This is a genomic window from Olivibacter ginsenosidimutans (assembly GCF_039542865.1).
In the GTDB taxonomy this organism is placed as follows: Bacteria; Bacteroidota; Bacteroidia; order Sphingobacteriales; family Sphingobacteriaceae; genus Olivibacter; species Olivibacter ginsenosidimutans.
Genome location: NZ_BAABIQ010000044.1, coordinates 73,804 through 95,102, shown reverse-complemented (window position 1 = coordinate 95,102; position 21,299 = coordinate 73,804). Strand labels below are relative to the sequence as shown.

Genomic DNA, 21,299 nt, shown 5'->3' with positions numbered 1-21,299 from the left:
GCTAAAGTATGAATTTTTTTCACACCTGCCAACCCTGTATACAACAGGCAGGTACTGTTTCAAAAATATTTCGAATGTTAAAGTTGGCAGCAATTTTAGTATGCATTACGACTTTTGGCGTGCATGCTAACGCTTACTCCCAGCGTAAAATCAGCGTACAACTTAAAAATGGCAAACTAACTGCGTTCTTCGATGAAATCCAACAACAGACTTCGTATTCAGTTTTTTACAGCGATAAGCTTGTTTCTGGTAAACAAGCATCAATTCATGCAATTGATGAAGATCTGTTTCAGGTACTAGAGGAGGTTTTGTCGCGTAATAACCTGAAGTATAGTGTAAATGGTAAACAAATTACCATCAAAGCAAAAGCATCAGCTAAACTTTCACCTAAAGAAAAATACCGTCGACAAGACTCGCTTGTAAAAGTTAGGGGTAGGGTATATGACACCCACGAACCACCACAGACGCTCCCGGGTGTAAGCATAAAGGTGAAAGGAACGGACGAGGGTGTGACCTCAGATGCAGAAGGTTATTTTGATATCAATGTTGGTACCGGTCAAACCTTGATTTTTTCTATGGTCGGTTATCTACCGGAAGAATATCCTATTACCAAGAGTTTAAGCAGTTTAAACATTTCTCTAAAAGAAGATGTTTCGGCCTTAGATGAAGTGGTTGTTGTTGGGATGACCGAACAGCAGAAAAAACATATTGCCAGTTCGGTTGCCAATTTGAATGTGTCATCCAACATTGCGGGAAAGCCTATTACCTCATTATCTCAATCGCTTCAAGGGGGTGTCACCGGCTTAGCAGTAAGTCAGGGCTCTGCATTGCCTGGCGGAGACGCAGCTACAGTCAAAATCAGGGGTATCAGTACCCTGGGCAATTCAGATCCGTTGGTGCTTGTAGATGGCATTCCGATGGATATGAATACAATAGACCCTATTACAGTGGAGAGTATCACTGTGTTGAAAGATGCAGCTGCAGCTGCTATCTACGGATCGCGTGCCGCAAATGGTGTCATCGTAATCACCACCAAACGTGGCGTGCCAGGCCGGGTGGTCGTTACATATGACGGGTATTACGGGATGCAGTCGCCTACCTACATGGCGGATCTTGTAGATGCCCCCATGTATATGCGTATGTACAATGAGGCGCAGGTGAATACGGGTAATAGCCCTTTCTACTCGCAAACGGAGATTGATAGTACTAGCATGGGGATTGATCCTGTTCGTTATCCAAATACCAATTGGATAGACCTGATGGTCGATAAAACTGCACCAATTACTAGTCATTCCCTTTCATTAAGTGGAGGCAATAGTTTAGCTAGATTTGCCGTTACCGGAAATTACCTGAACCAACAAGGGATGATTCCCAATACCTCTTCCGAACGATATAATATCCGTGCAAATACAACTGTCACCTTGAGTCCTAAATTTTCTATTAACCTGGATGTGCTGGCCATCAAACTTGACTGGGATCGGCCAAACCGGATTGACGGCTCAGGCGGAAACCGTATGTTGGAAGATATTCACCGTGTACCTCCTACTATCCTACCCAAATATCCGGATAATGGCTCTGGGAAAACAATCTATGGGCGCTACGTTGATATTGTGAATCCATTGGCTTATGCAGAAAAAGGAGGGATACGACAACGTGAGAATGGACAAGCAAGTATCAATTTTCAGCCGAAATGGGAAGTATTCCCAAATTTTAACCTGAAAGGGCAGTTTTCTTTTCGCCTTAATAGCGATGTGACACACGATACCCGCGATGCGTTCAATTTTTTTGATTACTATTCCGGAAACTTGGTACAGACTTGGAGTCAGCAACGGGAGAGTACCATGGCTCGTACCACCTATTATTACGTTGGAGGGTCGGCTGATTATTCCTATCGGCTGAATAAACACTACTTTTTTGCCTTGGCAGGCTATTCCCAGGAACAAACTAACAGTAATAGTTGGGATATATGGTCTATCATGTCATCTTACGCAAAGCTCAATTATTCCTATGATGACCGATACTTACTTGAAGCTGTGGCACGTATAGATGGATCCTCTCGTTTTGGTCCCGGGCATAAATATGGGTTTTTTCCGTCATTTGCTTTAGGTTGGAATATCCATAACGAATCTTTTCTTAAGGGGCAGGCAGACTGGCTAAATAACCTTAAGTTAAGGGCGTCCTATGGACAACTGGGGAATGAGAATATCGGATTATATAAGTACCAAACACTTATCGGTACTGGAGATGGTGTGGAAAGCACTTGGGGTAATCCGGACATTACTTGGGAAACGGTTAATATGCTGGATATAGGATTGGATATCGGTTTATTCAAAAATAACAAGATAGAGATTACAGCCGATTATTATGATAAGCTTACTAAAGACATTATCCTTACTCCTCAAGTGTCCTATGTAGGCGGATTGGGGAATGTTCCTGTAAATGCAGGAGAGGTAAGAAATCGCGGATTTGAATTTTCTCTGAATTATTTTGATCAATTAGGAAGCAATACCAGTCTGTCCATCCGGCCGGGGTTCACTTATAATAAGAACACCGTTGAAAAGCTATACGGTGGAATAGATGTATTTTCTAATGCCACCACCATTAACCGTGAAGGGTATTCCGTGTCGAGTATTTTTGGCTATCATGCGAATGGCTTGTTGCAGGAAGGTGATTTTGATGCCAAAGGTAATGCGCTCTTGCCTGTTGCCACCAATGCGCATCCTGGTGATGTGCGATATATTGATGTCACTGGTGACGGAATTATAGACGACAATGATCAGACGGTTATTGGTAATCCAGTGCCCAAGATCAATTACTTTACTAACGTAAAGGTTTCTTACCGCAATTTTGACCTTGAGTTCTTGTTGCAAGGCACTGGTGAGAGCGATTTGGTATTAGGTGGAATGCTGGCCTATCCACTGGATATGAGCTTTGACGGAGGAGTACCGACTAAGTATTTTGCTGAAAGATACTGGACACCCCAACGTACTGATGCAATGTTCCCGCGTTTATCTGTGGCACCTGCTGTCAATAAGCTATCGTCAGACTTTTGGATACAAAATACAGCCTACCTTCGGGTCAAGTTTATGCAGTTTGGATTCAATTTTAAAAAAGATACTCTGCTAAAATATGGTATCCACAATGCGCGGATCTACGCCAATGTACAAAACCCATTCACAATTAGCAGTGTAAAACTCATTGACCCAGAAAGTCAGGGAAATCAATGGACTTATGGTATTATGCGCGCCTATACCATTGGTTTAAATGTACAATTTTAGAATGGTTGATATGAAACCATCCGTGAGTAATTTGCAAGGTGACGGATTAATCACACATAGTAAATAGTAAAATAAAATAGACGATTAATTATTTGTAGATGAAAAAGATAACAATATTTTTGTTTCTGGCGGCCTTTAGTCTTTATTTCTGTAGCTGTGAGAAATACCTGACTCATGATGACCCTTCTGGGGTGACTGATGCCGATTGGTGGGAAACAGAGGCCAATGCCCGGAACGCACTTAACGCTGTTTATGCTGGTATGCCGCAAGGCACTGATGGTCGTAATATTATGTTGGCAGGCTCAGATCTAAGCGATGAAGCAGTGGGAAGACAAAGTTCCTTTGGTGATTATGAGCAATTTACAAAAAGCTTGCAAACTTCCGATTGGGGAGTGGCTTTACATATTTGGCGGGACAATTTTCTAGACATCCGTCGGGCAAATCGTTTTTTGGAAAATGTTGGCAATGTATACATGGATGAAGCGCTAAAAGCGCGTTATAAGGCGGAAGCGAGAGCACTACGGGCCTATTATCATTTGGAACTCTTTTTATTATACGGAGCTATACCAATAGCTGATCATTCGCTTAGCCAAAACGAGAACACACTTACGCGTAATACGGAAGAGGAATGTTATACCTTTATATTTACAGAGTTAGCTGCTGCTGCGGAAGAATTGCCAGTTTCTTATAGCACATCGGAGGCCTGGCGGATATCGAAACCGGCTTGCTGGGCATTTATCACCAGACTGGCTCTGTTTTACAAGCACTTTGACGTGGCTGCTGAGTATGCCAAAAAAGTGATCGACCTCGATGTTTTTGTGCTATATCCGGATTATGCTAAACTGTTTACCTACGATGGTGAACTAAATCAAGAACGCATTTACTATAAAGATGCCGGTTGCGCGACCGCATGGGATCGTTTTGCACCCAATAGTCTTGGTGGCCGAACGGCTGTATCGCCTACAAATATCGTGGTAAATAATTTTGAAACTAGGCAAGGCAAAACGATTTGGGAACTCGGGGCCGATTCGGTAGCGCTTTATAAACGTAATCCCAATTATCACAATAACCGGGATCCCAGGCTTTCGGCCAGCGTTTTACTTCCTGACGAAACGTATCTCGGTGAAAAACTGCAACCCTTTCTTCAGGATAACGCCAATATGAACCGCGTGGGTGTGCAAGCATCAACTATGACGGGCTACTGGGTGAAAAAATACCTCGATACTAAAGATCAGAACGGTGCACGGAGCCTTGATTTTATGTATGTCCGTTATGCGGAGATTTTGCTTACTTATGTTGAATCGCTGATAGAAATAGGAAAATATGATCATGATGATGTTACGAAATACATTGACCAAGTGCGTCAACGTGCGGGAATGCCAAAGGTTGACAAAAGCAAATACAACTCACAGGAAACACTGAGAACTTTAGTAAGGAGGGAACGTCAGGCAGAGTTAGCTTTTGAAGGGCAGCGTTTTTTCGACATCAGGCGTTGGGGTATTGCCAGTGAAGTTATGAATGGACAGGTTTATGGAGCAACCAACCCAGAAACAGGCGAGACAGTTAAGGTGGAAGTCAGAACGTATAAGCCCGATCGTGATATTCGCTATCCGATTCCAAGAGGGGAGATCACCGCTAATCCCAATCTTGCCCAAAACCCAGGCTACTGATTAGCTGAAATACATGCCTGAAAATAATGGTTAATTAAAAGTTAATTTTTCAATTTAAGCGTTGTCGGATTTTTAGAAGATTTTTTAGTTAAAAATGATAACCGAGATCGGTTCTCTTACTCTTATCTTGAATATATTTTAATGAGTGAACAAAATTGTTTTTAGCATTCATTATACCAATGGACTTATCAAAAAAAATATTTTAATATATTAGGGTCTATTTTAAAAATATTTGCATTTATTGAGAAAAGCGTTAACTTAGACCCTGATCTTTTGGATATGTTTTAGCCTAATATGATGAATCAATGGAATATTCATAATACTTATTGGTGAACTTGTTTAAACGTTATCTTTTGATCTGCAATGGTGTCTACAAAACAATATTTACATCAATATTGTGGTAAATATTTCTTAGATTTAGTTTTTATTGAAAACGTAATCGCCTAATTAAGAAAATCATAACATATAAAACGACAAACCGGTTGTCACAGTTTATAATCAATACGTATGAAACCAGAAAGTACCTCTAGAAGGGATTTTATCAAGAAGTCTGTCTTTGCCGCGGCAGCATTTAGCATTGTTCCGAGATTTGTATTGGGTGGACAGGGATACTTAGCCCCTAGTGATCACCTTACCAAAGGCGTTATTGGTGTTGGTGGCATGGGGCGAAACCATTTCGCTTATGCCGGTACCAAGACAGTAGCGATTTGCGACGTAGATAAACGCCATCTGGCTATTGCGATGCAACAATTAAAAGATAATAGCATTAAACAGTTGGCCGATTATCGTGAGCTGATTCAATTGCCGGAAGTAGATATTGTACATATTGCCACGCCTCCTCATTGGCATGGCATCATGGCAGCAGAGGCGGCCCGTGCAGGTAAAGATATTTGGTGTGAAAAGCCAATGACCCGTACCATTGGTGAAGGAAAACGTGTTAAAGAAGCCGTTCAGCAGAATGGTCGGATTTTTCGGTTAAATACCTGGTTCCGGTTTAAAGACGATTTCTATGGTATGGCTGTACCGGTAAAAAAAATAAAAAAATTGGTAAATACTGGTATGTTAGGATGGCCTCTAAAAGTTACGGTGAGTAGGCATACAGGATTCGATTGGAAATTCTACTGGGTGGGCAAGGAAAACCTAGTGCCTCAGGAAGTACCTGCAGAATTGGATTACGATATGTGGCTGGGCCCAGCACAACATAGACCCTACAATGCACATCGGGTACACCAGACCTTTCGCGGCTATTGGGACTATGATGGGGGTGGATTAGGCGATATGGGTCAGCACTATTTAGATCCTATTCAATATTTTCTGGGTAAAGACAACGAAAGCCCTGTATCTGTGGAAGTGGATGCACCTCAACAACATAGTGACGCTGTAGGCACGTGGAGACGTATTGAATATACGTATGCGGATGGTTGTAAAATTATTTTAGATGGGGAGGGAAGAGACAAGAATGTTCCTTACATTGATGGTCCGAAAGGAAAATTATACCCTGGTTTTAAATCAGATATTCCCGACTTAGAACGTAAACTAGCCACTTTCCCGGAGCCAGAAGAACAAGTAACAGACTTTGTAGATGCGGTAAAAAAACGTCAAAAATTTGCTTTGAATGAAGATAATGGTTACCGTTCTTGTACCTTGGTCAATATGGGAATAACAGCAGTAAGGTTGGGCCGATCCTTAAAATTCGATCCAGATAAACAGTTATTTGTGGATGACGAAGAAGCCAATCGTTTAGTAGACCAACCTATGCGTGGACCTTGGACCATTTAATTAACATTAACCGATTTAAAGCAAGACATAATGAACCGAATAAATAAACACCTATATACCTTCGTAGTAGCTTTGGCACTGGCGTATTTACCAGCAAGAGCACAAGAGGATACCGGACGCACAACAGCAACTAAAATAGCCGATTTATTGGCTACGCAACCTGCCCCAAATGCAGTTAGATTAGCGGCAGCAATGGCGCAATTAGATGGGTTTACAGCAGATGATATCAGCACACTCTTACAGCAGTTACACCCCCAAGGAGGTGATAATGCTAAAATAGAATACGCAACCGTAGCGTATTCGTATGACGTAATGAAGCCTGGCAGAGAAAGCCAACGGACTAAATTTGTACAGGGAGCGATAAATGCGTTGGGAAAATTGCAAGATCGGGATAATAAGGGATATGTACTCAATTTACTGTCGAATGCGGGAAAAGAGGATGTGGTAGCAGCTGTTGCGACCTATTTACATGACGAATACCTGGGTGACCGTGCTGCTCGTACCTTAGCGAACACGCATAGTGATGCAGCGGGTAAGGCCCTTGCTGAGGCGTTACCAGGAGCAAAAGGCAGAAACCAGAGTTACATCATTGAAGCTTTAGGAGATGTGGGTTATGAAGCGGCGGCACCTGCTATTTCACCTTATACGGATGCTCCAGACATCACCGTACGAAGGACAGCACTTTATACCTTAGCGAAATTGGCTGATGCTACTTCTGAAGAAACATTACGCAGCGCAGCTGCTCAAGCAGATTTTGCTTATGACGAGTCGAATGCAACGGCGGCTTATGTGAACTATGGGCAGAATCTAGCCTTGAAAGGAAATAAGGAACTGGCCGAACGAGTGGCCAATAACTTGTTAAACGTAAGTGACGAACATACGCCAACCCGCATAGCCGGCCTTAATATCCTGAGCCAACTGAAGGGCGACGCATATGTATCCGATTTGATTAAGGCAAGTAAAGATAAAAATACGGCTTACAGTATCGCGGCATTAAAACTTGCTCAACCGGCTTTAAAAACACATGTTAAGGAGTGGGGAAAAGCATTGAGGAAGGCGGAGCCAATGACGCAGGCCGCCATTTTACAAGCACTGGCCAATACTAAAGATAGTCAAGCGCTTCCTATGGTAGAACAGTCCCTAAAAAGTAAGGATACCTTGGTACGGAAAACGGCTATTCTTGCTTACGCTAAATTGAAAGGATCGGCAGGTACTGACCGGCTACTTCAGGTATTAGAAAAAGCGGATTCGACCGATAGAGCTGCTGTGAAAGAGGCGTTTTTTACCATGGATGATCAGGCGTTCATTGGTCAATTAATAAATGCTTTACCTGCTGCCGCACCGACAGATCAGGTCACTCTCCTGGAAATATTGGCGAATAGAGGTGCCAATGAAAGTTTTGACACCGTAAGTTCCTTATTAAAAAGCGAAGATCCAGCTGTACAATCGGCAGCTTATCAAACCTTGCCGGCTATAGCTACTAGTCAACATCTGAGTGCTTTAACGCAACTGTTATCAACAGCGAATGATACGACCGAAATAGAGGCGGTACAGCAAGCCATCGTTGCGGCAGCAACGCAAGGTGAACAAAAAGAGCAGACGATACAAGCGGTATTGGCTAGTTATAAAAATGCTGAGGCTGGGCAGAAAGCACGCTATTTCCAAGTTTTCGCTGGAATTGGCCAGGGGGAGGCCCTAGCACCTGTAGTAGAGGTATTAGACAGGAATGATGCAACGCTAAAAGCTGCGGCAATTAAGGCCTTAGCCAATTGGAATGATAGTGGTGCTTTACCGCATTTGGTTAAATTGAGCCGTTCCGTAACAGATGCAGAACAGTTTAATGCAGTTATTAATGGTTTAGTGCGGCTAACTGCTCAAGCAGATTTTCCTGCGGAGCAGAAGGTACTGTTATTACGTGATGCTATGACAGTAGCACAAACGGTAGCACAAAAGAAAGCGATTTTAGGTGCTTTGGAGGCTAATAAAACCTATAATGCCTTAATTTTTGCGGGTAAATTTCTAGATGATCCAGCATTAAAAGCAACCGCCGCCATGACTGTGTTGAACATTGCCTTAGCTGACCCTGCTTTATACGGGCCTGAAGTACGCAAAATTCTTGACAAGACGGTAGAAGCCTTAAGCGGTCAGGATAGCGACTACCTTAAGCAAGCATTACTAAAACATATCGCTGAATTGCCACAAGGTAAAGGTTTTGTTCCGCTTTTCAATGGTGTTGACCTCCGTGGTTGGAAAGGTTTAGTGGAGAATCCGATAAAACGGGCGAAAATGAGTGCAAAGGAATTGGCTACGGCACAAGCTAAGGCTGATGAAATCATGCGTAAGGGTTGGTATGTAAAAGATGGAGTGCTCTATTTTAATGGTAAAGGAGATAACATCGCGACGATCAAACCTTATGGCGATTTTGAACTATTGGTAGATTGGAAGTTAAGTCCGGTTGGAAAAGAGGGGGATGCTGGTATTTATCTTCGCGGAACGCCACAAGTACAAATATGGGATACCTCTAGAGTTAATGTAGGTGCTCAAGTGGGTTCAGGTGGTTTATATAACAATGAGCAAAATGAAAGTAAGCCTTTGAAAGTAGCCGACAATGCCTTGGGTGAATGGAATACGTTTCGTATTTTAATGAAAGGAGATCAGGTGACCGTTTACCTGAATGGTGAGTTGGTGACCGACAATGTGCCCTTAGAAAATTATTGGGACCGAGGTTTACCGATATTTCCCGAAGAACAGCTAGAATTGCAAGCACACGGAACAGAAGTTGCATATCGTGATATAACCATTCGTGAAATTCCACGGAAAGAAGTGTTTATCCTTAGTCCGCAGGAGAAGGCAGAAGGCTACCAGGTATTATTCGATGGAACCAATATGAATGCCTGGACAGGCAATACAACGGCTTATACCATCAGCGATGAAGGTACATTGGCTTGTTATCCGACGGAAGGTTCAGGTGGTAATCTTTATTCCAAAGAAGAATACGGCGATTTCATCTACCGCTTTAGCTTTCGTCTAACCCCCGCAGCCAATAATGGTATTGGTATTCGGGCGCCCATGGAAGGAGACGCCGCTTATGTAGGTATGGAAATTCAGGTGATTGACGATAGCGCAGATGTGTATAAAGATATTAAAAAATACCAGCATCATGGTTCTGTTTATGGGGTAATACCCGCAAAAACAGGTTATCAGAAACCTGTAGGCGAATGGAATGATGAGGAAATATATGTTAAAGGGAATCGGGTACGGGTTACGTTGAATGGTACGGTGATTTTAGATGGAGATATTGCTGCCGCCTCAAAGAATGGTACAATGGATCATCGCGAACATCCCGGACTCCTGCGTAAAACGGGTCATCTAGGGTTTTTAGGACATGGTTCTGAAGTACATTTTAAGAATATACGGGTGAAAAGGCTTTAATAGTTGCGAGTTGTGCGTTATACCATGCTAAAGCTTTTCGCTTTCTGCTTTTTAATTCCTACTTTTGTCCTCACAAAAAAATCACAGAGTAAGTGATTGATATTAAACATTTTTTAAAATTTAAAATCATAGTTGTAGATGATTAATATTACCCTTCCCGACGGTTCTATCCGTTCGTATGAAAAAGGAGTTACTTCTTTAGAAATTGCCCAATCTATTTCAGAGGGACTTGCCCGAAATGTTTTAGCAGCCGAAGTTGATGGCCAGGTTTGGGATGCTAGTCGCCCAATCGAAAAAGATGCATCTGTTCGTTTGTTAACCTGGAATGATAAAGAAGGTAAAGCGACGTTTTGGCATTCTTCTGCACACCTCATGGCAGAAGCGTTAGAGGCATTATATCCCGGTACAAAATTTGGTATTGGCCCTGCAATAGAGACAGGCTTTTATTATGATGTGGATTTTGGTGATCAGTCTTTTTCTTCAGACGACTTCAAGCGAATTGAAGATAAAATGCTGGAACTTGCCCGTGCAAAATCTGACTATGTACGCAAACAAGTATCCAAGGCCGATGCACAGGCTTATTTTACGGAAAAAGGAGATGAGTACAAACTTGATTTGATCAAGGATTTAGCGGATGGGTCCATTACATTTTATACCCAGGGTGGTTTTACCGATTTATGTAGGGGTCCACATATCCCCAACACCGGCTTTATTAAAGCGATAAAATTAACCAATGTAGCTGGAGCTTACTGGAGGGGAGATGAAAGTCGGAAACAGCTGACGCGGATTTATGGTGTGACATTCCCGAAGGCCGGCGAATTGGCCGACTATCTAAAAATGATAGAAGAGGCAAAGAAAAGAGATCATCGCAAATTAGGTAAAGAGCTTGAGTTATTCGCTTTTTCCGAACGAGTTGGCATGGGACTGCCATTATGGCTGCCTAAAGGGGCTGCTTTAAGGCAGAAATTGATCGACTTTCTGCAAAGGGCTCAAATAAAAGCAGGTTATGAACCGGTGGTTACACCGCATATCGGCCATAAAAATCTTTATGTGACCTCAGGGCATTATGAAAAATATGGTGCCGATTCTTTTCAGCCTATTCATACACCGCAAGAAGGAGAGGAGTTCTTGTTAAAGCCCATGAATTGTCCACATCACTGTGAGATCTATAAGACCAAACCAAGGTCTTATAAGGATTTGCCGGTCCGTTTTGCAGAATTTGGTACGGTATACCGTTATGAACAAAGTGGCGAATTACATGGTTTAACAAGGGTAAGAGGGTTTACCCAAGATGACGCCCACTTATTCTGCCGTCCAGATCAGGTAAAGGATGAATTTAAAAAGGTTATCGATTTGGTACTCTATGTATTCAAAGCATTAGGTTTTGATGATTATACGGCACAGATATCTTTACGGGATCCAGAGAATAAGAATAAGTACATCGGCAGTGAAGAAAATTGGTTATTAGCAGAAGCTGCCATTGTTGAAGCTGCGGAGGAAAAAGGATTAAAAACCATTACGGAATTAGGAGAAGCTGCATTTTATGGGCCAAAGCTCGATTTCATGGTAAAAGATGCTTTGGGGCGTAAATGGCAATTAGGTACTATTCAGGTAGATTATAACTTACCCGAACGTTTCGAACTGGAATATACCGGTAGTGATAACCAAAAGCATCGACCTGTAATGATCCATCGTGCTCCTTTTGGCTCATTAGAGCGCTTTGTTGCCGTATTGATTGAACACTGTGCAGGAGACTTTCCGTTATGGCTTGCACCAGAGCAGTTCATTATCCTTCCAGTGTCAGAAAAATACGAAGATTATGCAAAAAAACTTTTAGAATCATTAAATAATACCGATATTCGCGGGTTGATCGATTTACGTGATGAAAAGGTAGGCAGAAAAATCCGTGATGCGGAGGTGAAAAAGATTCCTTATATGCTCATTGTGGGCGAAAAGGAGGTGGACAATGGCACGATTTCTGTTCGAAAACACGGCGAAGGTGACCTCGGTAGTATGACGGTGGAAACCTTTAGCAAGCAGTTAATTAAAGAAATAACCGTTTAAATTAAAGGAAAAATTTGGCATTAGGAAAACCAGGAATGAGAGGGCCGCGCCCTCCTTTTAAAAAGAAAGAACCCGATCATCGTATTAATCAACATATCCGCGCAGCAGAAGTGCGCTTAGTTGGTGACAATGTAGAACAAGGGGTTTATCCAATTAAGCAGGCTTTAGCAATTGCTGACGAGCTCGAGCTTGATTTGGTTGAAATCTCTCCGAATGCGAATCCTCCTGTTTGTAAAGTTGTCGATTATAGCAAATTTGTTTACGAACAAAAGAAAAAGCTTAAAGAAATTAAAGCCAATGCCAAGCAAACCGTTATCAAAGAAATTCGGTTTGGTCCGAACACCAATGAGCATGATTTTGATTTCAAGCTGAAACATGCCATAAAATTTTTAGAGGCAGGTGAAAAGGTGCGTGCTTATGTGCATTTTAAGGGTAGAGCTATTGTCTATAAGGATAGGGGAGAGATTTTATTATTGAAGTTTGCTCAAGCATTAGAGGATATTGGTAAAGTGGAGTTATTACCAAAGTTGGAAGGAAAGCGTATGTTCATTACCGTAGCGCCCAAAAATCCCAAAAATAAATAAAAAGCTATTTTGGACAATGGCGAATAAAAGAGACTAATAGATAGATAATAATAGATTAGAAGAGTTATGCCAAAAGTAAAGACCAATTCCAGCGCGAAGAAGCGTTTTAGCTTGACTGGAACAGGTAAAATCAAAAGAAAACACGCGTATAAAAGTCATATCCTGACGAAGATGAGTACTAAACGCAAACGTAATTTAACGAAAAGCGGTTTAGTATCAGATGCAGATTTAGGTAATGTAAAGCGTATGCTTGCCATTGGTAAGTAGTTAATTATTCACATTTTTATTAACCGGGTATTGGGTTGTAAGTCTGCTGACGACATCGGAAACGCAGCACCTCATACCAAATTTAAATTAAAATTTTTATGCCACGTTCGGTTAACGCAGTAGCTTCTAGAAGAAGAAGAAAAAAGATCCTTAAACTTGCCAAAGGCTATTATGGATCACGTAGCAAGGTGTATACCATTGCAAAAAATACGGTTGAAAAAGGTTTGCAGTATGCTTACCGTGACCGTAAAACCAAAAAGAGAGAATTTAGGGCATTATGGATTCAACGGATCAATGCGGGTGCCCGTCAACATGGAATTTCTTATTCACAGTTGATTGGTAAGTTAAATGCAAAGCAAATTGGTTTAAACCGGAAGGTTTTAGCTGATTTAGCCTTGAATAACCCCGATGCTTTTAAAGCAGTAATTGATGCAGTTAAATAAGTATTGATTTTATCCCATCTATTAGTAAAAAGGGAGGCCTTTAAGCCTCCTTTTTTGTTGAGTTCCAACGCTGGCGTTGACTTTAGGTTATTCTTCTCGAAAAACGTTGGGAAGATAATGTTGGGCTTCTTGTAAAGCTTCAATATTGAGTTGTGGGGAGATACCTTTTTTCGCCAATAGGGAAAGCAACGCTTCGGTGGGAATATTTCCTGTCAGTTGTTCGCTAGCCATTGGGCAGCCACCATATCCTCCTAAGGCGGTATCCAGGCGCTGACAGCCACTGATCAAGGCAGCTTCTATTTTTTCTTGGACTCCTTGTGGCGTACTATGCAAGTGCATACCCAAATCGATCATTGGAAATAATTGCTTTAGCCTACTGAAGAGCTGACGGATATTTTCTGGCGTGGATACACCTGTGGTATCTGCTAACATCAGGTGCTTAATATCCAGAGCTACTAATTGTTCGGCATAGTCTACTACGATATCCGGATCCCATGGATCGCCATAGGGATTCCCAAAAGCCATCGATAAATAAACTAACGGCTGTTTTTGAAAAGTATAACACAGGGCTACCATTTCTTTTATGCGTTCTAATGCTTGGGCTCTACTTGCATGGGTATTTCGCTGTTGGAACGTCTCCGACATCGAAAAAGGAAATCCAAGAAAGTTTATGGAGGGGTAAACACACGCTTTTTCTACCCCTTTTCTGTTCGCAACGATAGCTAACAATTGGGTTGGTGTATCGGCTAAGTCCAACAAAGAAAGGACTTCGGCTGTATCTTGTAGTTGAGGTATGGCCTTTGAGGAGACAAAACTACCAAAATCCAGGCGGTCGAAACCGACTTTTAATAATAGATTCAGGTAGGCAGCTTTAACAGTTGTCGGAATAAATTTCTTGATTCCTTGCATAGCATCTCTTGGACATTCAGTGATCTGTATCATAGCGGTTGTTGGTTATTAATCGTTCGTTATTCGTTCGTTCATCGCTTATCCCAATTACACTAGACTGCCCTTTATTTTGACCATAAGACCATCTAACTGTTCATTAAGCCTTATTTGGCAAGATAACCTACTTTTTTCGTCTGCATCTGGTAGTGTATCCAACATATTCAATTCATCGTCTGACGGCGCTGATAGGGTATCCCAACCCGATAATATGCTCACGTGGCAGGTGGCACATAATGCCATACCTCCACAGGTAGCAAGGATAGGGTATTCGGCAGCCTTTAAGACTTCCATTAAGCTGAGATTGATATCTTCAGGTATTTCGATGGTCTGCATGAAACCTTCTCTATCTTCAACGGTAATATGAATCATGTTTATTAAAATTATGCGTTATACTACGTAACCGTTTATGTATCCACTAAAAAGCATGTACGCCATTTACTGTCGTATATTTAAAGCTCAATTTCTGTTCCGGATAAACGTATTTAAAGGCGCTTTGTGCCATTAACGCCGCTTCATGGTAACCACATAAAATCAGCTTAAGTTTACCAGGATAGGTATTAATATCGCCAATCGCATATATGCGTTCTATATTAGTAGCGTAATCAACGGTATTCACGTTAATAGCCGACTGGTGAATGGCTAACCCCCAAGTAGCAATAGGCCCTAATTTCGGACTTAAACCAAAGAGCGGTATGAGTGCATCCGCTTTCAGCGAAACGTCTTCTTGCCGTTTATTCGTTACGATAATATCCGTTAAATGACCCGTTCCCCGAACACTAGATAATTGATGTGCTAATAAGAGATTAATTTTGCCATGTTTTGCCAATTCGAAAACCTTTTCCGTGGAATCAGGTGTACCTCTAAAGTTTTCGCTCCGGTGTACCAATGTAACCTTTTCGGCAATCTCACTTAAAAAGATGGTCCAATCCAATGCTGAATCGCCGCCCCCTGCAATTACAACCTTTCGGTCCCTAAATTGCTCAGGATTTTTAACCATATAATAAATACCTTTTCCCTCAAATGCCGTTAAACCTTCTACTTCTGGTTTTCGAGGTTCAAACGAACCTAAACCCGCCGCAATGACAATTACTTGTGCATAGATAGACGTGCCTTCATTGCTTTTAACGACATAAGAACCATCCTCTTGTTTTTCTAAAGCTTCCACACGCTCACCCAGTGTAAAGGTTGGTTGGAAGGGGGCAATTTGTTCCATTTGTTTATCAATGAGTTCCTGTGCCTGGATGGCGGGGTAACCAGGGATATCATAGATCGGTTTATGCGGATAAATTTCCGAGAGTTGCCCCCCAATTTGAGGTAATGCATCAATGACATGGCAACGCATTTTTAGGAGACCAGCTTCAAAAACGGCAAATAAACCTACTGGTCCGGCTCCAATGATACATATATCGGTTGTAATCATAGGTCTATTCTTTAGACCCTGGATGATCATCCAAGGTTAGATTATTATAAATCGTGTTTAAAATACGTTCCAATTGCTTGAAATCGCCTTCATTGAGCTTTTCCCAAGCTTTGGTCCGAATTTGCTTAATTTGCGGTGATAATTCTTGTACTTTGACTCTCCCAAGATCGGTTAAATGGACAATGAAACTTCTCCTATCGTTTGGATGTACTTTGCGTTCAGCTAATTTCTTTTTGATTAATAGGTCAACAATTCGCGTTAGTGTGGGTTGGTCTTTTCCACACCGCTCAGCTAGTTCTTTTTGGGTTAAATCTTGATGTTCATAAAGATTTTTTAGGACCATCCATTGATCTACGGTCATGTCAAAGCCTTTGTTGGCGAAAACAATTTGTGCATATTGTTTTACCCGGCGTGCTGTACGATCGAGTAAAAACGAATACCTATTGTACGGTTCTTTTTGCATAACAATATTTAGTATAACAAATATATGTATATCAAATAAAAAGTAAAAATTAAAAAAGGAAAAAGCCGTAACGTGAGGGTTCAGAAATCTGACGTGGAGAACGAATGAAAGAAGGTCAATAAGCTTGGTTCATTAAGATAAACAAAAAAAGGTGCCTAATAATCTAGGCACCTTTCTAATACGTATTTTACAGCACGATATTATATAAGTATCGTTTTATGCTTTAGCTGTTTTAAAACTTGTTTTCTCGGCAGCTGAAAGTTCTTTTGCCGGAGCTTTTTCCTCACCCTGCAAGTCGGCAAAAATAGGTGCCGCTAAGAAGATAGACGAGTAGGTTCCGAATATGATACCCACCAAGATAGCGAAAGAAAAACCGCGAATGACCTCTCCTCCGAAAATAAATAACACAGCCAGTACAAATATTACCGTTAAGGAAGTAATGATGGTACGACTTAAGGTTCTATTGATAGCCGTATTCACCACATGTGATAAAGGTTCATTTTTAGCACGATGCAGCTTCAAGTATTCACGTATACGGTCGAAAACAACCACAGAGTCGTTAATGGAATAAGCCACTACCGTTAAAATAGCTGCGATAAAATGCTGATCGAGATCCAATGAAAAGGGTAAGATGCCATCAAATATCGAGAAAATACCCAATAGAACGATTGCATCATGTGCAAGAGAAATTGCTGCAGCAACACTATATTGCCATTTCCGGAAACGGATGAGGATATATAGCGCAATTACAATGATCGAGAAGATAACAGAATAGGTTGCCGAGACCTTAATATCATTCGCTATTGTAGGTCCGACTTTCTGAGAGCTCACAATCTGGTATGCATTGTTTTGCACTTTAGCTAGCCCTTCGTTTAATTTGTCAAGCACCTGTTTGTCGGCCGCATCATCTGTTTGATCAATCAAATAAGGAGTAGTAACCCGCAATTGATTGTCGCCTCCAAACGTTTTAACTTCACTAGTAACGCCGAAAGTACCATCTAGATGTTCCCGAACTTCTTCTAAGTTAACCGCCTTTTCATACTTTATGGTATAGGTACGTCCGCCAGAAAAATCAACACCTAAGCTAAAGCCTTTAGTAAAGATTGAAATCAGACTAATGATCGTTATGGCAATAGAGAATGCATAAAACTTTTTACGATTTTTAACAAATCCGAAGTTAGCATTCTTCATGGTATGATCACTCCATGGATAAGACACGGTAATTTTCATATCCTTTTGAAGCATCCACTCAAAAATAATACGAGTGATGAAAATGGCCGTAAATAATGAAGTAAGGATACCAATTAATAAGGTCGTAGCAAAACCTAAAATTGGTCCAGTTCCGAAAATATATAGGATTACACCCACAAGGAAAGTGGTAATCTGCGAATCCAATATCGAGGGCATGGCATGTTTATAACCATCGGAAATGGCTTGTCTAACACCTTTACCCAGTGCAAATTCTTCCCGTATGCGTTCATATATCAGTACATTGGCATCAACTGCGGTACCCATGGTCAGCACGATACCAGCTATGCCGGGTAGGGTAAGTACTGCACCTAAGGAAGCCAAAATCCCCATAATGAAAAATACGTTAAAGATAACGGCGATGTTAGCAACTAATCCGGCGCGGTTGTAATAAAAGATCATGAAAATTAATACAACGACTAGGCCAATGACTGAAGAATTGATACCGGCATCGATAGCCGCTTGTCCGAGTGTTGGACCAACAATGGCCTCTTCTACTATTTTTGCAGGAGCAGGTAGACGCCCGGCTTTTAAAACATTGGCTAAATCCTGCGTATCTTCGAAGGTAAAGTTTCCGGTTATGGAAGATATCCCATTAGGAATTTCATCTTGTACCGTAGGAGCAGAATATACGGTATTATCCAATACGATAGCAATTGCTTTTTTAGGATTCGCTGAAGAAGCTGCCGCACTGATTTTCCGCCATTCGCGGGCACCCTCGCTATTCATGGTCATTTCCACCTGTGGGTTATTGGTGCGTGCATCTACGTCTGCTTTTGCATCAGCAATAACATTGCCCGTCAATACCGGATTTCCTTCCAAACCAGTCGGTTTAATAGCAAACAGCTGGAACATTTTGGTTTCTTTAGAAACCGGTTTCACGCTCCATAGTAATTTTACGTTAGCGGGGATAATTGCTTTAACAGCAGGACTGTTAAAATAAGAATTTACTAAGGCGGTATCTTTCTGCAATACATAACCAATAACTGGTCCGTTGCCTAAAGCCTGTTGTCCTTGTGCATTTTGCCCCACATTAGGACTCATTACAGCAAATAGCGGATTCTGATTCCGAGCTTGCTGCATGGCTAAAGAACTACTATCTTTTGCTGATGAATCGGTTATTGCTTTATTTCCAGCGCCAAGCGATGCTAATCGACCGCCACTTACAGAGTCTTTTGCTGTCGTATCATTTGTAGCAGCAGCAACTTTGTTTTCTTCCACTTTAAGCGTTGAAGCTAAGGTGTGGTTAATATTTTCTAGCAATGGAAAAATCTCTGTATTATCATAGGTCTCCCAGAATTCGAGTTTTGCAGAACCTTGTAAAAGCTTACGTACACGCTCTTCATCACTTACCCCTGGGAGTTCAATTAAAATACGGTTGGTTCCTTGTTGGCGCTGTATGTTCGGAGAAGTAACACCAAACTTATCAATACGGGTACGTAAGATGTTAAAAGAACGATCAATCGCGCTGCCGGATTCTTTTTCTAGAAAGGCCAAAATGTCGGCATCTGAAGAATTTGCCGTAATATTATTTGCTGCATTATCTTTACTAGCGAAGAAGCTGGCCAATTTCGTATTAGGACTCAATTTCTTGAACTCCTCACCAAATAGGCTTACAAAATCTTTTTGACTATCCTTACTTCTCGCTTCGGCATTATCCAATGCTTTCTTGAAATTTTCATCTTTAGGGTTATCGGCCAAATTATTAATTAGCTCCTTAAGGGAAATTTCCATGGTAACGTTCATTCCACCTTTAAGGTCAAGTCCTAAAGACAATTCCCGTTCTTTACAATATTGGTAGGTGTATTTGGCAAAACCGAGACTATATACATTCACGGTAGCCATTGAGTCTAAATAAGCCCGTTCTTTTGCGGGATCCCCTTTTGCATAGGCAACTGCATCGCGTTCCACTTTATGGGTTACAAAAGTAAATGAAAGTGAATACAGGCACGCAATCGATATCAGTATTACAAAAAAGTTAATGAGGCCTTTACCTTGCATCTTTGTTTAGTGTTGTATTTATATAGTAATAATAATTGTATACATTTCATCTCTTAAAATGATACTCAGCCAATTCCGCTAAGTTTCTTAAGAACGGCAAAGCTATGAAATTTTTGAATAAACAAGAGGTTTATTGAAAGAAAATTGTTGTCTTAGAGCAGACTTCTGAGTTATACGTTTTAAGTAAGACGTTTTAAGCGGTATATGGTGTAAGGTTTGAGATATAAGGTGTAAGATACTAAGCTTTAGGTAATCTGTCAGCGGCTCAACCAACAACCAATAACAAATAACTAAACCTTTGTATACACCAAAAAACTATAGTCATAAGGATTTTTTTCATCACTTTCGTGATGTTCTACCTGCTCCAATTGCCATTTTTCGTCGCTTATTGGTGGAAAGAATGTATCCGCATCTTCGAACACCTGCTGGATTACGGTAAGGTAAATCTTGTCTGTGAAAGGCATGGCCTCTTCATAAATCTGTGCTCCTCCCACAATAAACACCTCATCGTCTTCCCTTTCTTTTTCGCAACGTTCCAATGCTTCTTCAAGGGAACTTGCCACTTCTATTCCTTCTGCCTGATAATCTTTTTGATGAGTAATAACGATATTACGACGTTTTGGCAACGGTTGGCCAACCGATTCGAACGTTTTTCTACCCATAATAATGGTATGGCCAGAAGTGGTTTTACGGAAAAACTTGAGATCTGCTGGCATATGCCATAATAACTGATTATTTTTTCCTATCGCGTTATTCTTTGCCGCTGCAACGATTATGGATATCATGGTAGCTGTTTTAGACCGCTACGATCGCTTTAATATGCGGATGAGGGTCATAATTCTCTAATTTAAAATCTTCAAACCTAAAGTCGCCTATTTCCTTCACTGCAGGGTTGATGGTCATAGTAGGTAGCGGTTTTGGTGTACGACTCAACTGTAATGCAGCTTGCTCTAGGTGATTGTTATAAAGATGTGCATCACCTAACGTATGAATAAACTCCGCCGCTTCCATTTCACAGACTTGAGCAACCATCATGGTTAATAGCGCATAAGACGCAATATTAAAGGGAACACCTAGAAAGATGTCGGCACTTCGTTGGTAAAGCTGACAGGATAATTGGGGTTTTGTTTGCCCTTTAGCTGTATCTGGAGGTGCTACGTAGAACTGGAAGAAGGCGTGACAGGGAGGGAGTGCCATGTGTTCAATTTCGCCTACATTCCATGCTGAAACAATAATACGACGGGAGTCTGGATGCTGTTTTAGCTGTTGGATGACTTCCGCGATCTGATCGATATGCCGTCCATCTGGAGTTGGCCAAGAGCGCCATTGGGAACCATAAACAGGCCCTAGGTTTCCCTTTTCGTCTGCCCATTCATCCCAAATACTTACCTTGTTTTCTTTTAGATAGGCAATATTGGTGTCGCCGCTTAGGAACCATAATAGTTCATGAATGATAGAGCGTAAGTGTAGTTTTTTAGTAGTCACCACCGGAAAACCCTCCTGAAGATTAAAGCGCATTTGATAACCAAAAACGCTTCGGGTACCAGTGCCCGTACGATCATGTTTTTCTACACCATTTTCATATACATGGCGCATCAAATCAAGGTATTGCTGCATGTTATTTCGAATGATATTTTTATTGGGGTAAACTTAGCTAAAATGCTTGGTATTCGCGAATGGAAGTTACAAAAAAACATCAAGT

15 protein-coding genes are annotated in these 21,299 nt (G+C 41.3%); 8 read left to right on the top strand and 7 right to left on the bottom strand.

The window, feature by feature from the left end:
- The first annotated feature begins 74 nt into the window (after positions 1–74).
- The 8 genes from ABD930_RS19955 to rplT all read left to right on the top strand — a co-directional run bounded on the left by ABD930_RS19955 (position 75) and on the right by rplT (position 13,517).
- Positions 75–3,278, top strand: a complete 3,204-nt coding sequence (locus ABD930_RS19955; protein ID WP_345234680.1) for a TonB-dependent receptor — start codon at positions 75–77, stop codon at positions 3,276–3,278.
- Positions 3,279–3,376: 98 nt separating this feature from the next.
- Entirely contained in the window at positions 3,377–4,948 is a 1,572-nt protein-coding gene (locus ABD930_RS19950; protein ID WP_345234678.1) for a RagB/SusD family nutrient uptake outer membrane protein, read from the top strand.
- 507 nt (positions 4,949–5,455) lie between these two features.
- Positions 5,456–6,727: a Gfo/Idh/MocA family oxidoreductase gene (locus tag ABD930_RS19945; protein ID WP_345234675.1), complete on the top strand. Its 1,272-nt coding sequence runs from the start codon at positions 5,456–5,458 to the stop codon at positions 6,725–6,727.
- Between the two features lie 30 nt (positions 6,728–6,757).
- On the top strand, positions 6,758–10,159 hold the full coding sequence (locus tag ABD930_RS19940) for a DUF1080 domain-containing protein (protein ID WP_345234673.1): 3,402 nt from the start codon (positions 6,758–6,760) through the stop codon (positions 10,157–10,159).
- Between the two features lie 138 nt (positions 10,160–10,297).
- Positions 10,298–12,223: a threonine--tRNA ligase gene (thrS, locus tag ABD930_RS19935; protein WP_345234671.1), complete on the top strand. Its 1,926-nt coding sequence runs from the start codon at positions 10,298–10,300 to the stop codon at positions 12,221–12,223.
- Between the two features lie 14 nt (positions 12,224–12,237).
- Positions 12,238–12,807, top strand: coding sequence for a translation initiation factor IF-3 (infC, locus tag ABD930_RS19930; RefSeq protein ID WP_345234669.1), 570 nt, complete (start codon positions 12,238–12,240; stop codon positions 12,805–12,807).
- A gap of 66 nt (positions 12,808–12,873) precedes the next feature.
- Positions 12,874–13,074, top strand: a complete 201-nt coding sequence (gene rpmI, locus ABD930_RS19925) for a 50S ribosomal protein L35 (RefSeq protein WP_345234667.1) — start codon at positions 12,874–12,876, stop codon at positions 13,072–13,074.
- A 98-nt stretch (positions 13,075–13,172) separates the two neighbouring features.
- The gene (gene rplT / locus ABD930_RS19920; RefSeq protein WP_345234664.1) at positions 13,173–13,517 is read left to right on the top strand and encodes a 50S ribosomal protein L20; all 345 of its coding nucleotides are present in this window, start codon (positions 13,173–13,175) and stop codon (positions 13,515–13,517) included.
- Positions 13,518–13,604: 87 nt separating this feature from the next.
- Here the strand turns inward: rplT and ABD930_RS19915 are convergent, their stop codons facing one another.
- From ABD930_RS19915 to ABD930_RS19885, 7 genes are all read right to left on the bottom strand, one after another.
- Positions 13,605–14,459, bottom strand: a complete 855-nt coding sequence (locus ABD930_RS19915) for a hydroxymethylglutaryl-CoA lyase (RefSeq protein ID WP_345234662.1) — start codon at positions 14,457–14,459, stop codon at positions 13,605–13,607.
- A 54-nt stretch (positions 14,460–14,513) separates the two neighbouring features.
- Positions 14,514–14,834, bottom strand: a complete 321-nt coding sequence (locus tag ABD930_RS19910; protein ID WP_345234660.1) for a 2Fe-2S iron-sulfur cluster-binding protein — start codon at positions 14,832–14,834, stop codon at positions 14,514–14,516.
- 46 nt (positions 14,835–14,880) lie between these two features.
- On the bottom strand, positions 14,881–15,885 hold the full coding sequence (locus tag ABD930_RS19905; protein ID WP_345234658.1) for an NAD(P)/FAD-dependent oxidoreductase: 1,005 nt from the start codon (positions 15,883–15,885) through the stop codon (positions 14,881–14,883).
- Between the two features lie 4 nt (positions 15,886–15,889).
- Positions 15,890–16,348: a MarR family winged helix-turn-helix transcriptional regulator gene (locus ABD930_RS19900; protein WP_345234656.1), complete on the bottom strand. Its 459-nt coding sequence runs from the start codon at positions 16,346–16,348 to the stop codon at positions 15,890–15,892.
- Between the two features lie 216 nt (positions 16,349–16,564).
- Positions 16,565–19,597: a protein translocase subunit SecDF gene (secDF, locus tag ABD930_RS19895; RefSeq protein WP_345234653.1), complete on the bottom strand. Its 3,033-nt coding sequence runs from the start codon at positions 19,595–19,597 to the stop codon at positions 16,565–16,567.
- A gap of 290 nt (positions 19,598–19,887) precedes the next feature.
- Positions 19,888–20,382 carry a dihydrofolate reductase gene (locus ABD930_RS19890; RefSeq protein ID WP_345234651.1) on the bottom strand — a complete coding sequence of 165 codons (495 nt, stop codon included), beginning with the start codon at positions 20,380–20,382 and terminating at the stop codon, positions 19,888–19,890.
- Positions 20,383–20,392: 10 nt separating this feature from the next.
- On the bottom strand, positions 20,393–21,214 hold the full coding sequence (locus ABD930_RS19885; RefSeq protein ID WP_345234649.1) for a thymidylate synthase: 822 nt from the start codon (positions 21,212–21,214) through the stop codon (positions 20,393–20,395).
- Positions 21,215–21,299: the final 85 nt, after the last annotated feature.

Excerpts from the sequence above, each read along its gene's own strand:
- ABD930_RS19955 (WP_345234680.1), top strand. The coding sequence starts at position 75 with ATGTTAAAGTTGGCAGCAATTTTAGTATGCATTACGACTTTTGGCGTG.
- ABD930_RS19950 (WP_345234678.1), top strand. The coding sequence starts at position 3,377 with ATGAAAAAGATAACAATATTTTTGTTTCTGGCGGCCTTTAGTCTTTAT.
- ABD930_RS19945 (WP_345234675.1), top strand. The coding sequence starts at position 5,456 with ATGAAACCAGAAAGTACCTCTAGAAGGGATTTTATCAAGAAGTCTGTC.
- ABD930_RS19940 (WP_345234673.1), top strand. The coding sequence starts at position 6,758 with ATGAACCGAATAAATAAACACCTATATACCTTCGTAGTAGCTTTGGCA.
- thrS (WP_345234671.1), top strand. The coding sequence starts at position 10,298 with ATGATTAATATTACCCTTCCCGACGGTTCTATCCGTTCGTATGAAAAA.
- rpmI (WP_345234667.1), top strand. The coding sequence starts at position 12,874 with ATGCCAAAAGTAAAGACCAATTCCAGCGCGAAGAAGCGTTTTAGCTTG.
- rplT (WP_345234664.1), top strand. The coding sequence starts at position 13,173 with ATGCCACGTTCGGTTAACGCAGTAGCTTCTAGAAGAAGAAGAAAAAAG.
- ABD930_RS19915 (WP_345234662.1), bottom strand. The coding sequence starts at position 14,459 with ATGATACAGATCACTGAATGTCCAAGAGATGCTATGCAAGGAATCAAG.
- ABD930_RS19910 (WP_345234660.1), bottom strand. The coding sequence starts at position 14,834 with ATGATTCATATTACCGTTGAAGATAGAGAAGGTTTCATGCAGACCATC.
- ABD930_RS19905 (WP_345234658.1), bottom strand. The coding sequence starts at position 15,885 with ATGATTACAACCGATATATGTATCATTGGAGCCGGACCAGTAGGTTTA.
- ABD930_RS19900 (WP_345234656.1), bottom strand. The coding sequence starts at position 16,348 with ATGCAAAAAGAACCGTACAATAGGTATTCGTTTTTACTCGATCGTACA.
- secDF (WP_345234653.1), bottom strand. The coding sequence starts at position 19,597 with ATGCAAGGTAAAGGCCTCATTAACTTTTTTGTAATACTGATATCGATT.
- ABD930_RS19890 (WP_345234651.1), bottom strand. The coding sequence starts at position 20,382 with ATGATATCCATAATCGTTGCAGCGGCAAAGAATAACGCGATAGGAAAA.
- ABD930_RS19885 (WP_345234649.1), bottom strand. The coding sequence starts at position 21,214 with ATGCAGCAATACCTTGATTTGATGCGCCATGTATATGAAAATGGTGTA.